Source organism: Ruegeria sp. G12 (assembly GCF_056533565.1).
In genome coordinates this window covers 267,002-280,407 of record NZ_JBQFOO010000005.1, presented here as the reverse complement: position 1 = coordinate 280,407, position 13,406 = coordinate 267,002, and the positions used below count along the sequence as shown (strand labels likewise).

The window sequence follows — 13,406 nt, the reverse complement described above, 5'->3', positions numbered from 1 at the left end:
AGGCGCGCGGCTCAGTTCTGGGATCGACCCTTCAAGCGCGTGAGGGGTCGAATATGCGCAGAATGTCCTCGACCGAGGTCCCGAGTGACTTCATGTAATCGTCCATTGCAGCGTGTCGTTTGTTCTTTTTCACGGTCCTGTCCAAATCATCGGCAAAATCGTGGAAGAAACACGCCTCGTCACAATATCTGAATGCCTCTATCGGACAGGTCTTCAGCGCACGATGTGTCAGCTCCAGCCCTTCATGGCCGAACATCGCCTCGTCAAACCCGCCAAGTTCCAGAAAGGTCCTTTTGTTCCAGGCCGAAAAGCCTTCGGTGCTGGGGGCGGTATAGGTGTCTCCGAACAAGTCATAGTGGGGCGGTATCTGCCCGGTTGCGGTTTTCGGGCAAATTCTGCCACGCACAGCAATCGCACCGTATTCAAAAACCACTGCAGCCAGCGTGTGCATATCTCGGGCCGTACAATAACCATCGTCGTCAAGAAACAGGACAACATCGCCCAAGGCCTGTTTCGCGCCCAGGTTTCGGGCAATCGACGGGCCGGTGTTTCGCCCCAAATCGGTGTACCGGAACGAGTCCAGGCGCGCCTTGGCAAGATTCAGCAGTTCACGCGCGCCGGAGGCGAGCAAACAGACCTCGACCTCTTCGCTTCTGGTGGGCTCAATAAGCGCATCCAGTAACGGGATGGTTTGCCCGGCCGCACCCGATACTACCACGATGATGGAAAGACGCGGTGCTTTGACCCGACCGAACATCCGGGATGGCTGCTGGCCGGCCAATTCCGCAACGCGGTTGGCGACCGAACGGGCCTTGTCGTATTGGCCCGAAGCCACATGGGTGACGATATCATCCAGGTCGGGCCTAGTGCTGCCGTCTTTCAGGTCGCCCATAGCGCCCCCATCCGCCGTGGCGGAACATAGGCCTCGATTTCACTGATCGACTCCTCAGCGGACAAATCGTTTATCGACAGTTCCAACTCTTCCAGTTTTGCCTCTGTGTCCGAAATGAGAAGATCGACACCGTCATCATCAATGTCACCGTCCCGCATTTCATTCCGCCAAAAAGCATCAACCCACGTGTAGTCGGTCAAACGCTTCATCGGCAGTTGGTCAATGTTCGAATGGATGCATCCCAACCGCGCACCAAACATGGCCCAGCGGCCATTTTCCGCATGACGCCCAACCGAGCACCAAATTCTGAGCCTGTCCCGGTTTGCAACCGCCATATGGTTTCGCAACGCCTCGGCCGGTGACAGGTCCGGATATACCTCGTGTGGTAGTTTTCTCTTGGCCAGAGTCAGCCGCGAACCTTCGCGATAACCGGAGCGGAACGCCGTTTTTGGCGATGTGGTGACGATGGTTTCAGATGGGACCTCGTTGACCTGAAAATATGGGACTTGTCCGGCAAAATCGACGGATGCCCCACCATCGCGCGCCGCCTCGTGCGTGCGCAAAGTGCGCAGAAAGGCCCGAGGCCAGATCTTTATTCCTCCGTTGCCGTAGGTCAGGCCATTGTGAAAAACACGCGCGCCGAACGAGATGACGGATGCGCGCTCCTGAGCACCAATGTGAAAATGACGGGTGAAAAAATCGGGCTGAATTATGCGATTATCGCCGTCTATGGTTACGACATTTTCGCTTTTGGCAACCGCACCAGCAAAACGATGCGCTGCATCAAACCCCTTCACGCCGTGAACGCGCTGCGCGGTTGGAACAAGCTTCTGAAGAGCATGGAAATTCTCTTCCGCGTGCGGCTCATCGTAACTGATAAACACAACCGAAAGGTCCGAAAGAGATAAAGGTTTCATCGGCTGTCCAGCACATTTCCGGGTGCCAGTTTGGTTGTGCCCTGTGGCTTCCACTTGTCCTCGATCAGCGACAGGCACTCGGCCCGCCGTGCGCCCCAATCCAAATGCGGGTGCGCGTATTGACCTGCCACAACATCCGGCAGCGCTTCAAAGATCACACCGTGCCGACGAAACACGTCGAACTTGTTGAGGTCCGTTAAGAAAACCGGGATCAAGTCCCTGTCTTCAGCTTCCCGCAACACAGTCGGGATCAGAGAGTCGATCGTCGCCGCGTTCAGCCCGGTCATGTCAAAAAACTGAAAGGCGGTATCCAGCCCTTTGTTGATTAGCGGCGCAGCATAGGGGCTGTCCGCATTCAATGGATATGCAAGTTCAGCCAGTGCCTTAGCATTTTGCTTTGTCTCAGCCTCGGTCATTGGCCCACAACCTCGATTTGGGCCCCGCGCTCCATTGTTCCCGCGCGGGGCAGACCTGAAAGCGAACGGTATATAGCGATCCACTGCCTCGCAGCGACCGACCAGTCCCGACACCGGGCCACATGGCCCGCTGAGGCACCACGCTCCGACCAAATCCCGCGCCCTTCGTTCAGCGCAATCCGAATGGATCGGATAGGCGCATATTCGTCTGCCTCGGGGTAAAGCAAGGCATTTTTTCTGTCCGTATAAACGTCGGTCAAGTCCGGGTTATCGAGCCCGATCACCCCCAGAGACGCCGAGGCGCAGGTCAATGCGTCTTCGGCTCCAAAGGTCGCCGATTGCGAGACAATGATTGCGTCGGCCGCCGCAAGATACAGCCCCAAATCCTCGTCGAAATTCGAGCATTCGATCACGCGGGTCCGATCGGTTGCTTTGGTGTTTCCCTCCGCCCCGGTAGCGCCTGAAACGGCCAGTAGAAGGGTGTTTTCCTGATCCAGTTCCTCAAACGCTGATATCTCGCTTTCGAAAGCATCCGCGGATGCATGTTCATCGAAGGTGAGAAAGACAAAAACGTCCCGGTCGATGTCCAAACGCTGTCTGGCAGCGGGACCGGGCCATTGGGGGAACCGCCCAATTGAATGTCCGGGGCTGATAACCGTCGCCTTTTCGAACGGAATCGGAACCCGTTCCGACAATGCCTCGAAATCACGCCAAGAGGTCAGGTGAATGACATCGGCCAGTTCCGTCATATGGGCGTTGAAATCGTCTTGCAGCCGTGCCGCCGGGCCGTCCTTGGGCATAATCAGGTCTCTGCTCCAGACAATTTTCCCGCCGATGTCGACAAACGCGGATGCCGCATCCAAAACGGCCTGTACCGCGCCCCGCACGTCTTCATTTCTGGGCATCTCTTGAATGAGCCTGCTTTGCCGATGCAAATGGAAGACGATCGGATAATCCTCGGACTTTTGCTTTTTGAGCGCGTCCTCGAATACCCCCGGCCTTGAATCCGCTGCCGCACCGATGGATTGGTAAAGCGCTTTCTGACTGAAGCTTTGCCCAAACCGGTCGGTGTCGAAGTACACAATCGGCCTTTGCAAATACTTAACTCCGAAATTGTTTTTTGTTTTTTGCCATTTTCTTGGTATTACATGGAATATTGATCTGAAAACAGAATTTTCGGGGCCGACGTTTATGGCAACAAAAATTTCGAAACTGACAAACTGGTTGGTTGCGCTTTTCGCGATGTTGGCAGGCGGGATGGCGAACGCACAAGGCTCTCAAACGTTTTCTTCGACGGACGAGGCGCGTGCTTATCTGGCCGAGAACCCGACAGGCCCAAAGGCGCAGGAAGCGTTTCGGTTTCTGATGGGACAGAAAGTAGCGCGCGAGTTCCGCGAATATCCCCGTGACGGTCGTATTCCGGGGCGCTCCTTTACGCGCAACATAGAACTTTCACCAGCAAAAATAACCGAAAGCTTAGATGAACTGACGGTGTATTACTGAGGGGTTTCTATATGACAGCTTTTGGTTTTCGTATCGGCAGAACATTGGCACTGGCAGTGATGGCGGGGGTGATTACGGCCTGCGCAACAGACCCCCAGCTGGTCCAGATCAAGCGACTTGAACGTCTGGGTTTCTTGCCCGTTTCTGATGTCGCGCAAGCCGGAGCTCCGCGCGCCATGACTTATAGCGGTGAAATCGGAAACCGGGTGACATGCACCAAGAATGGCGAGAAAATCAGAGTTACAGATCAGGACCTGCCATCCACGATCGTGCCCGGCGCAACCATTCGGCAAGACAGCAGCCTGGATTCCTATATCATCGTAAACGGTGACGGCTCCACCGAAGGCACTCATATCGTGACGCTTGTGCGCATGCTTGAGGATAACGGCAAGATGATGGCGCGCGAGGTTGTCACGACGGAGATTGGCGTCAAAGGCTCTGCCGAACTGGGTGAGCTTGGGACCTGCATTGTTGCGTAGCAGACAGGCTGCTCTGTCTGGCAGCCGTTTTGACATCATCGTTCTGTTCGATCCACGCTCTGGTGACACGGGGTCCAGACATTCGGCTGCCGCGATTCAAGCGTTGGCGGCATCGGGTTATCGTGTCGGTGTGCTGTATTGGTTGGGGCAGATTGGTGCCGACATCGGTAAAGCCGACCCGCAGGTGGAAAACCTGCTGGATCATCCCAGAATATCCAGACTTGCCATAGGGGCCACCGCGAGTTGCCTGGCGCTGCTGGCGTTTGACATGCGCTTGTTTCTGGAACCCGCCGTTCAGCCAACAAACATCACTGCGGATCAGAGATTTGTCATTGTAACAAGACGGTTTGCAGATAGCGGCGCTGGTGCAAAAAAAGTATTGGAAAACGCCCGTGAAACACTCGGCGGTGAACTGCAACTGGTACCGGTTGCGCTGTCGATCCGGGCGCTTCTCGAAACCTTGGTGCCGGATGCGACAATCCTGGACGAAACTTGGACGCCGGTCTTTGCCCCTGCAACAGACCTGGACGCCGATCAGCCGCTGGCCAGTGCTTCGATTCGACCGACCCTTGGGTATTACCGGCACAGCCGCCACAGACGCTGGCCCAAAGATTTCGAGATATTCAATAAGTGGTTTCCGGCGCATCATCTGCTGGCCTACAGGCTTTTTCACGCGCCGGAAGCCTGGAACGAGGCGCTGCGCGATGCCTATGCCCCCCTTTCCCTGTTCGGGCAAGGAGGTTCTCAGCCCGAGACGTTTTTGTCAGGCTGTGACTTCATTCTGACAACGGACTCACCGGAAGACGACCCCTACCCGGAAGAATTGATCCGGTCATTGGATTCAGGTGTAATCCCTCTTCTGCAGCCGAACTGGCAAAGAAATTTCATGTATGCGGCAGCATATGCGCCACTGTCGCGTTTGGCCGACACGGCTATCGAGGTGTTCTCGGATAAGACACACGCGCAGGATATTCGGGCGGCATGGCGGGAACTGCGGGATATGCATTTCTCGCCAACTGAGTTTGCCCGCAAGGTGCGAAAGGCGCTTGGCCCGGAACATTCCACGCCCCTGGTTTCCAGCCGCATGGCCCGTCCCGCAAAAATCGTAATCAACTTGTCAACCAACGGTGTCGGCATGGGGCACCTGACCCGTCAATTGGCGATAGCGCGGAAGCTGCCCAACAATATTCAATCGGTCTTCATCAGCTTCTCGCACGCCGCAGACGTGGTACGCGACTTTGGATACGCCGTCGAGTTTCAGCCCTTCCACACGCATTCAGGGATGAACTCATCCTATTGGAACCTGGCGATGCACGACTATCTCGAAAGTGCCCTGCGCTTTTACCGACCAAGCGCGTTCATCTTTGATGCAAATATCCCCTTCGCGGCGATCGAATATCTTCGAGAGAAACATCCCGAGCTGCCATTTGTCTGGGTTCGGCGCGGCATGTGGGGCGAGGGCCGGGACTTGCCCGCCCTGCAAAAAGCCGAGATGTTCGACGCCATCATCGAGCCCGGCGAAATCGCCGAGGCCTATGACAAGGGCCCGACGTCACTGGCCGGCGAAAGACGGGCAAAAGTGCCTCCGATTGTTCTGCTTGATGACGTCGACATCCTGTCACGGCACCAGGCTGCCACCGAATTGGGGCTGGACCCTGATGCCCTGAACATTTTGATCCTTCCCGGTGCGCAGAACAACTTCGACACATCCGGCGTCTGGCAAAATCTGATCGCTGAATTCGGCCGCATCCAGGGTCTGAACGTTGTGTTCGCCGAATGGTTGATGTCTGATCGGACATCACCGCTTCCGACCTTTGTCCGGCGTATCAAAGGGTATCCTTATCATCGCTGGTTCTCGGCCTTTGACTTTGCGGTCTCTGCCGGGGGCTACAATTCCTTTGCGGAACTGATGTCGGCACGGCTGCCTGCCATATTCGTTCCAAATGAAAATCCGATCATGGATCGGCAGGATCTCCGCGCGCGTTTTGCCGAGCGGCGCGGCATGGGCCTGTGCATTCGCAAGGGCGAGGAATACAAAATCAGAGACGCCGTAGAAGCGATGTGCAACCCGGATCGGCGGGCCGCATTCCGCATGGGCATGCAACATGTACCGCAGGCAACCGGGGCTGCCCAGGCCGCTGAAATTGTCGCGCTTCTGGCAGAAGCAGGCCGGACATCGTCAGAGGTCATTCGATAGCGGTTGGCCCGATCAAATTGTATCCGAGGTCTTTCAGAAAATCCCGACCCAAAGCCTGCCATTCGGGATGGGAAACCTGAACGTCCAGGGAACTGTGTCGTGGAAAAGACGTTACTTTGGTCGATTGGCTCGACAAAAGATCAAGAACCGCTTCTCTGAACCAGCCAGCATTCGCCTCGCAGTCTTCGCGCCGCACCTCGCGATAACGTCGTTGACCTATCATGGCAGCCTGCCGAAGCCCCGCGACCCCGCACAGCCAGTCAGACGGTGACGTTGCGCCATTGGCGGGGAACCCCAATACGTGCAGCGTGGGGCGGGTTCCCGCCTCGGCAACCGTTTGCGCGGGGCCAAGGTGGATGACAACGCGCAGATCGGGAAACTCGGAACACAGTTCCTGCCGTGCCCAGTCAGCCGTGTCACGGCAGGCGGTTCCGACAATCAATTCCACATCTTCAGAAAACCCTTGCCGCGTGCTGTCGATGCCTGGCGCAACAGTGGCGAATACCGGCGGGCTGGTCACGGTAGGATGATGCCGAAAACCGACGGCATCGACACTCAACAGAACAGAGTTATCCGGAGCCTGAACTAAGTCCTTGGATTGCGCCAACCGATTGCCGTGCCACGATTTTGCGCGGTCTTCGCCGGAAAACACTCGGGGAAGGTATTGCGATCGGATGTGATCCATCGACAGACCAAGATAATGGCGCAATCGCAGGTTTTCCCCTGCGACGGACCCGGGACACAAGCTGACAGTGTGCCCTCCGGTCTGCATCCAGGTCGCAAGATCGCAATCCTTACGGAAAATGCGCTGCTTCCGGTCCCTCTCGGACGAAATGACGTAGTGCCGCATCGTCTCGGGGAAATCTTCCGGGCTGTGTTCCTCTGCCTCGGACCGCGGCACAAAGGTATATTCGGTGCAATCGAACGTAACCGCCTTGCTTTCGGAATACCGGCCAACAAAGTCGATGAGCGGCGTTCCATCCTGCGTCTCGACGAATTCGTCAGCATCCGCATGCAGAATCCAATCGCTGTCGATACCGAAAATAAGGTCTCGCTTCAGCATCAACTGCCGTGTGAGGTCGAAATACCCTAGATACGGCTCATGGAAATAACCCACGACCGGTGCATCCCGGCGTGCCATCGCAATTCCAGAAGTCCCATCTGTCGAGCCGTGATCGACAAGAATGACCGGTATGCGTTCGGCCGCGTAATGAGACAAGACCCGGTCCAGCGTGGCTTCTGCGTTTCTGGCAACAAGAATTGCGGTCATTGTCGTTTCCGATTTTGCGGAAGCCGGTGACACCTTTGGGTGTTCTTTGATCGGCTCCGCCTCAGGGACCAGTCCGTTGCGCCACTTGTCCAGAACGGCTTGGGTCAGTTCTTCGTCCTCTGAACGGCGCAGCAGGTCGGTCACGATGCGCCCGGTCCTTGGGCGGTCATAGGCTTCAGGGATATCCAGCAAGTTCAGCAGCGCCCAATCGGCCCCGGACTCTGCCGCAGATGTCAGATCAACGATTGCATCCTCAACGTGCCCCAACTCCAGATGAAGAAGCCCCCTATCCTTCCGGGCCCAGGGGTTTGTAGGGGCAACACCATCCAGCAGCCGCACCGCCTTTTTCAGGTCCCGTGGCACCGCAATTCCATCTGACATCAGCTTCGCCTGGGCCCGGACAACGGTGCCGCCCGGGTCCAATGCGCAGCGCGAAAACAACTCGGCAAGGGAGCCTGGGGAAATGCCCGCAAGCCGCCCTTCACAAAATTTTGCCGCAAGCTGAGCGGCTGCAAAATCACTTCCGGCCCGGGTTTCCTGCGTCAGTAACCGGCTCAACGCATCGGCTTCGAGATTTCCCGTGTCAAATCTCAGAACCGCAAGCCTTACGCGGGCTTCAGGGTCGCCCAATTGCGCCGCATGGGTCAGCGCGTTTTCTGCAGCGGGCAGGTTGCCGGTTTCGATCAGATGACGCCCGGCATATCGCAGCGCCCGAACGTTACCGGCTTCTGCCAGTTTAAAAAGGGCCGCCTCTGCGGCATCACGCACCGCGTCGGAAGTTTTAGGATCCGCGATCAGATTCACAACTTCGCTTACCGCGAGGGTCGCGCTTTTGGCCCGCAGATCGCCTGTGCCCTGCCCCGCAATCCCGCGAAAAAATACTTCGGGCTCGACCACCATCAGACGCTCGTCATGCTTTTCGAGATTCATCTGATACAGAGTTCTGAAAAGGGATGGCTTCGGCGGGATCAAACCGTCCCGCAATGCTGCGACTGAGAAATCAAGCAACGGGTAACGCCGAAAAATGCCCTCATCGTAAACGGCATCTGCAATACGGGAATAGTCTCGCCAATCCGTTCTTTCACGATACAGCAGCACATGCGGCACCTCAATCTGTGGACCCCGCCGCAAGAACCCGAGGGTCAGATACCAGTCATACGCATTCATCGTCCGCTTGGGAAAGGCAGCCAGTAGGTCTTTGGTGCGAAAAAGGCCGTACATCCGGCTTCCGTTTGGCCGGGACAAAAAGGCACCCGCCCGATCAGCCCATGTGCCGGACAACGTGCTGGTATCCGGGGCGTCAGTACCCGCAGGTGCGTCGACAAAAGCGACCTTTGGGATTGCCGACACCGCGTTCTGGTTCTGGTTGAGCACGGCCACAGTTTTCTCAAGAAACTCGGGGGCCCAGTAGTCGTCGCCCGCCAACCAAACAAAATATGGCGTATCGGCCGCCTCGACGAGGCGGCGGAAATGCATGAACCCCTGCCGTTCGGATTGCCGGATAGCCTGAAAACGTCCATCGGTTTTTACCAGTTCGCAGCATCGCTCATATGTTCCATCCTTGGACTGATCGTCGGACAGAATGACCCGGAACTCGGTGAAGGACTGCGCTGCAATAGACTGGATCGCACGCTTGATGGTCGAAACATTGTTGTAGGCCGGAACACCTATCGTCACGCGTGCCATGCCGTGCCTCTTGCTCCAATCCGGTGCCACTTATCAAAAGATATCAATGGGTTTCGAATCGTGCAATGTTTCGGCATTACCCTCAGCCTTTTTGCTGAGACAAGGTTCTGCTAGGCTTCCCCAATTCTTGATTATGAGGATTCCCGACGTGGTTCTGAGTATTCGATCTGTAGTTTTGACGTTCGTACTTCTGGGTATCGCGCCTTTCGCGACGGCCCAGGACGCCGCAGAGTTTTCAGATCAGTCAACGCGTCGAATTGCGCTGGTCATCGGTGTTGGCGACTATGATCGGGCACCCGACCTGCCCAACCCTATCAGTGACGCGCGCGCTGTAGCCGCTGAATTCTGGCGTTCGGGTTTCGAAGTTATCGAAATCCTGGACCCCAATGTCGAGTTGCTAAAAGCCTCGATCAAAGTCATGGGCGAGCGCATGGAATCCGGCTCACATGCGGCATTCTTCTTCGCGGGTCACGGGGTTCAGGTCGCGAACAGCAACTATTTGCTGGCCAAGGACGTGGATCTTGCCAACGGAGAAAGAGCGGCGCTGAAGTCGGCAGTTTCCGCAAACGAAATCGCGTCTGCCTTAGCGAATTCGGGGGCTTCACTGTCGATCCTGGTGCTTGACGCATGTCGGGATAACCCCTTTGTCCTCCACTCCGCAGGAGCTGGGAACGCGGCAGCCAAACTGCCAATCAGCGAACCCTCCGGCGGCTTGGCCAAAATTGACGTAAGTTCGGACAACGAATTTCTTATGGCGTTTTCCACCAGTCCCGGACGCGTTGCATTTGATGGGCCGGACGGTGGCAACAGCCCGTTCACTACGGCATTGATAGACGTCATTCAGAAACCCGCGATGGACGTTCTGGATGTCTTTACCGAGGTACGAGACAAGGTTTCGCAAGCCACCGAAGGAAAGCAGGTCCCCTGGATCCATTCGGCCATGGACTCGGGCTTTGTGTTTCGCGAGGACGTATTTGCCGCGGAACGCGGGGCGGGTAATCAGGTCGACACACTTGGCTCGTTACCCCCGTCGCTTGTGCTCGAGCGATCGCTGTGGCGCACAGCCGTCCAGAGCGGGCGGCGCGAGCATTTCGAACTGTATCTGGATGAATTTCCGAATGGCGGGTTCATTCGCCAAGCCCGTGCCTGGTTGTCGGGCAAAGGAAACAAACCGGAAATCGGTCTGGAGGGTGACGAGACAGAGCAGTCCACGCTGACACTCGCGTCAGGTGTCCGCACACCCCTGTCATCCCTGTTCTCGGCCGAAGAACTTGCTGAAGTTGCGTTTCTGAACCTTGCCGCGCCTGCAGACGGTGTTCGTTTTCTTACCACAGAGGATCAGGAGCTTCGGGCTCCGGTTCAGGTGTCCGTCATCGATGTGCCCAAGATCGTGATCGAAACCGCGCCCACAACCGCCGGACGTCAGGGACGGATCGAGCTGGCCGATTTCGACGGGAATTCGCTGCAAGTGCGCGACGTTATCGTTGAATACGATACGTGCGACATGGTTGCGGGCTACCCTCATGATCCGAACCGCGTGGGGCGCGGGGCGCGGCTTGAATTGATGAAGCCGCGTCTGGCAATCGAAGCCTGCCTCGCCGCCGTCGAGCGATATCCGGAGTCCGCGCGGTTCAAAGCAGTGCTCGGGCGGGCCTATCGCAGCGCCGGTGATTACGAAGCAGCCCGTCTTTGGAACGGTCTCGCTCTGGATCAGGGGTATTCGACGGCTATTGTTGCCTTGGGGAAAATGTCACTTTTGGGTCAGGGCGGCCCAGCGGACCCCGAGGCTTCGGCTGAGTATTTCCGTCAAGGCGCCGAACTTGGTGACAGTTGGGGGCTGAACGCCCTGGGCGAGGCCTATCTGTTCGGCAATGGCGTGCCCGTGGACACCGAGCGAGGTGTGGGTTTGATCCGCCAGTCGGCAGATACGGGCAACGATTGGGCACACACTCTGATGGGACGTGTCTACGAAAACGGATGGGGCGTTGCGCCTTCGGACGAAACTGCCGTCGAATGGTATCTGAAAGCGGCAGAGCTGGGGGACCCATCGGCCAAGCTTGAACTTGCCGATGCCTATCGCAAAGGGCAAGGGGTTGAACGCGATCCCACCGAAGCGCTGAAGTGGATTGAGAGTGCAGCCGGACAAGGTTGGACATTCGCACAAGCCCGGCTTGGGCGGGAATACGAGATCGGTGAACTCGTCCCACGCGACCTGGAAGCTGCGGCCTCGTGGTATGAAACCGCAGCCACTCAGGGGGATGCAGAAGGCGAGTACCTGCTTGGCAAAGCCTTGTTAAACGGCGACGGCCGCCCGGAAAACCCAGAGCTTGCAGTTGCGCTGCTCAGGCTGTCTGCCGCAAAGGAAAATGTTCAGGCCGCATTCCTTCTTGGGGAACTCCATGAACGCGGACAAAAAGTAGCCGTCGATCTGCCTTTTGCCCTGTCAATGTACGAACGGGCCTGGGATCTGGGTTTCCCGCCCGCCGCCAGACGACTGGCCGCCGCCCATGCCAAGGGATTTGACGGCCAGATCAATGGCCCTGCCGCCGTCAGCGTCCTGCAGGATATGATCGCCAAAACGGACGATGAATGGGCTCTTCGGGATTTGGCGGCGATCTATAAGGACGGCAAAATCGTACCTCAGAATGCCCCGGAATCGGCAAGGCTTACCCAGCGCGCCGCTGCCAAGGGCAACATCTACGCCTTCCGCGATCATGCCCGGAACCTGGAAACGGGTTTCGGCGGGACCCGCGATCCGGAAGTGGCATTCGGCTATATGCGCCAGGCCGCCGAGGCTGAAAACCCGTGGGCCAGGCTCGATCTTGCACGATACTATGCGGATGGAGTTGGCACAGATGCCGATCCGGTCAACGCAAGCGTCTGGCTTGCGCGCGCTGCCGCTCTTGTCGATGCAAAATCGGCAGAGATTGCCCGCGACCGAGCCGAAAATCTGGGCGCAGATGCACTGGTCGCCGCATACGGGCAACTGGCACGTCCCAACCAACCTCTTTCAACCAGCGAAGCCAGATCGGAACTGCAGGACGCTGGCAAAGACCCGTCCAACCCAACGGTGGTCTTTTTCGAATTGGTGCGCCTGGCCGGAAACCAGCAATAATAAAAGTACAGTCGCTGTAACATGGCGATCCCTGAAGGACTCGAACCCTCAACCTGCTGATTAGAAGTCAGCTGCTCTATCCAGTTGAGCTAAGGGACCGCTTGCGCCCTTCTTGCGGGTTTTAGCGGCGGGGTTCAAGGGCCAAGCGCATGAAGGCGCTGTTGGGGTCTGGCGCGTAGCCATGGATCGGGCCGCAATAGCTGTAGCCCAGCGATTCATACAGCCCGCGCGCCGCGTCATATTCGGGCAAATGCGCCGCGCCGGTTTCCAGAACCAGCGCTGAAATCCCCTCGGCCTGCGCCAGATCCGCCAGATGGGTCATCATCACGCGCGCCAGACCGCGCCCGCGCGCGGCCGCCAGGATATGAACGGATTTCACCTCGGCCGACCCATCCGGCAACGCTTTCAGCGCGCCGCATCCCAGCGGTGTGCCGCCTTCATACAGCGCCCAGAACCGCATTCCGGGTTCGCGCAGCGCAACGACGTCCAGAGTATGGTTCGAGGTCTGCGGCGTCGCCTCCCAGCTGTGGGCAAGGTGGGCCTCGATGATGGGGCGAATGCTCTCGTGACCCGGATCGACCTCACGGATGTCGATCATTCAGTGGGTCCAGGGACCGCGCCGGTTGGTGGCGAAGTTCTCGCCATAGCCGCCCGCGCGCAGGTTCGGCTTGCGCTTGTGCGGGGCCACGACCTGCGCGTCGATGCCGTTGTCCTTGGCGTAATCCAGCGCCTCTTCCCGGGTGTCGAACTTCAACCGCACCTGCGTCTGCGTGTCCGATGACGAGGTCCAGCCCATCAGCGGATCAACCTCGCGCGCCGAGGCCGGGGCGTATTCCAGAACCCATTTTCGGGTCTTGGCCATCCCCGAGGTCATCGCGTTTCGCGAAGGCTGGTAAATCCGTGCGCGCATGTCGCCTCTCCGTACTCACTT

At 57.6% G+C, this 13,406-nt stretch carries 11 protein-coding genes and 1 tRNA gene; 4 read left to right on the top strand and 8 right to left on the bottom strand.

The window, feature by feature from the left end:
• Positions 1 to 31 precede the first annotated feature (31 nt).
• From ACR0JN_RS13895 to ACR0JN_RS13880, 4 genes are read right to left on the bottom strand one after another with little or no spacing between them, the layout of a single operon-like run.
• Complete coding sequence (locus ACR0JN_RS13895; protein ID WP_480886385.1) at positions 32 to 892, bottom strand: glycosyltransferase family 2 protein; 861 nt, start codon at positions 890 to 892, stop codon at positions 32 to 34.
• The gene (locus ACR0JN_RS13890; RefSeq protein ID WP_480886384.1) at positions 880 to 1,809 is read right to left on the bottom strand and encodes a hypothetical protein; all 930 of its coding nucleotides are present in this window, start codon (positions 1,807 to 1,809) and stop codon (positions 880 to 882) included. The genes ACR0JN_RS13895 and ACR0JN_RS13890 overlap by 13 nt, the downstream gene beginning before the upstream one ends.
• Complete coding sequence (locus ACR0JN_RS13885; protein ID WP_480886382.1) at positions 1,806 to 2,225, bottom strand: hypothetical protein; 420 nt, start codon at positions 2,223 to 2,225, stop codon at positions 1,806 to 1,808. The genes ACR0JN_RS13890 and ACR0JN_RS13885 overlap by 4 nt, the downstream gene beginning before the upstream one ends.
• Complete coding sequence (locus ACR0JN_RS13880; protein ID WP_480886380.1) at positions 2,222 to 3,307, bottom strand: glycosyltransferase family protein; 1,086 nt, start codon at positions 3,305 to 3,307, stop codon at positions 2,222 to 2,224. The genes ACR0JN_RS13885 and ACR0JN_RS13880 overlap by 4 nt, the downstream gene beginning before the upstream one ends.
• On the opposite strand from ACR0JN_RS13880, the gene ACR0JN_RS13875 reads away from it, so the two are divergent.
• Genes ACR0JN_RS13875 through ACR0JN_RS13865 form a run of 3 tightly spaced genes read left to right on the top strand, consistent with a single transcriptional unit; the run spans position 3,294 to position 6,404 of the window.
• On the top strand, positions 3,294 to 3,728 hold the full coding sequence (locus tag ACR0JN_RS13875; RefSeq protein WP_480886378.1) for a hypothetical protein: 435 nt from the start codon (positions 3,294 to 3,296) through the stop codon (positions 3,726 to 3,728). The two genes, ACR0JN_RS13880 and ACR0JN_RS13875, sit on opposite strands and share 14 nt — an antisense overlap.
• A gap of 11 nt (positions 3,729 to 3,739) precedes the next feature.
• Complete coding sequence (locus ACR0JN_RS13870; RefSeq protein WP_480817547.1) at positions 3,740 to 4,207, top strand: hypothetical protein; 468 nt, start codon at positions 3,740 to 3,742, stop codon at positions 4,205 to 4,207.
• A complete protein-coding gene (locus ACR0JN_RS13865) occupies positions 4,200 to 6,404 on the top strand; it encodes a glycosyltransferase (RefSeq protein WP_480886376.1) in 2,205 nt (734 codons plus the stop codon). The genes ACR0JN_RS13870 and ACR0JN_RS13865 overlap by 8 nt, the downstream gene beginning before the upstream one ends.
• Here ACR0JN_RS13865 and ACR0JN_RS13860 read toward each other — a convergent pair.
• Positions 6,394 to 9,360, bottom strand: a complete 2,967-nt coding sequence (locus tag ACR0JN_RS13860; protein WP_480886375.1) for a glycosyltransferase — start codon at positions 9,358 to 9,360, stop codon at positions 6,394 to 6,396. The two genes, ACR0JN_RS13865 and ACR0JN_RS13860, sit on opposite strands and share 11 nt — an antisense overlap.
• A gap of 175 nt (positions 9,361 to 9,535) precedes the next feature.
• Here ACR0JN_RS13860 and ACR0JN_RS13855 point away from each other — a divergent pair, with 175 nt between their 5' ends.
• A complete protein-coding gene (locus ACR0JN_RS13855; RefSeq protein WP_480886372.1) occupies positions 9,536 to 12,475 on the top strand; it encodes a caspase family protein in 2,940 nt (979 codons plus the stop codon).
• Positions 12,476 to 12,497: 22 nt separating this feature from the next.
• Here ACR0JN_RS13855 and ACR0JN_RS13850 read toward each other — a convergent pair.
• The 3 genes from ACR0JN_RS13850 to ACR0JN_RS13840 form a co-directional block, all read right to left on the bottom strand.
• Positions 12,498 to 12,574, bottom strand: a tRNA-Arg gene (locus ACR0JN_RS13850).
• Between the two features lie 22 nt (positions 12,575 to 12,596).
• Positions 12,597 to 13,073 carry a GNAT family N-acetyltransferase gene (locus tag ACR0JN_RS13845; protein ID WP_480886371.1) on the bottom strand — a complete coding sequence of 159 codons (477 nt, stop codon included), beginning with the start codon at positions 13,071 to 13,073 and terminating at the stop codon, positions 12,597 to 12,599.
• Positions 13,074 to 13,385, bottom strand: a complete 312-nt coding sequence (locus ACR0JN_RS13840; protein WP_480886370.1) for an ETC complex I subunit — start codon at positions 13,383 to 13,385, stop codon at positions 13,074 to 13,076.
• Positions 13,386 to 13,406: the final 21 nt, after the last annotated feature.

Coding starts and splice junctions, on each gene's coding strand:
- ACR0JN_RS13890 (WP_480886384.1), bottom strand. CDS start 1,809: ATGAAACCTTTATCTCTTTCGGACCTTTCGGTTGTGTTTATCAGTTAC.
- ACR0JN_RS13895 (WP_480886385.1), bottom strand. CDS start 892: ATGGGCGACCTGAAAGACGGCAGCACTAGGCCCGACCTGGATGATATC.
- ACR0JN_RS13885 (WP_480886382.1), bottom strand. CDS start 2,225: ATGACCGAGGCTGAGACAAAGCAAAATGCTAAGGCACTGGCTGAACTT.
- ACR0JN_RS13870 (WP_480817547.1), top strand. CDS start 3,740: ATGACAGCTTTTGGTTTTCGTATCGGCAGAACATTGGCACTGGCAGTG.
- ACR0JN_RS13860 (WP_480886375.1), bottom strand. CDS start 9,360: ATGGCACGCGTGACGATAGGTGTTCCGGCCTACAACAATGTTTCGACC.
- ACR0JN_RS13840 (WP_480886370.1), bottom strand. CDS start 13,385: ATGCGCGCACGGATTTACCAGCCTTCGCGAAACGCGATGACCTCGGGG.
- ACR0JN_RS13845 (WP_480886371.1), bottom strand. CDS start 13,073: ATGATCGACATCCGTGAGGTCGATCCGGGTCACGAGAGCATTCGCCCC.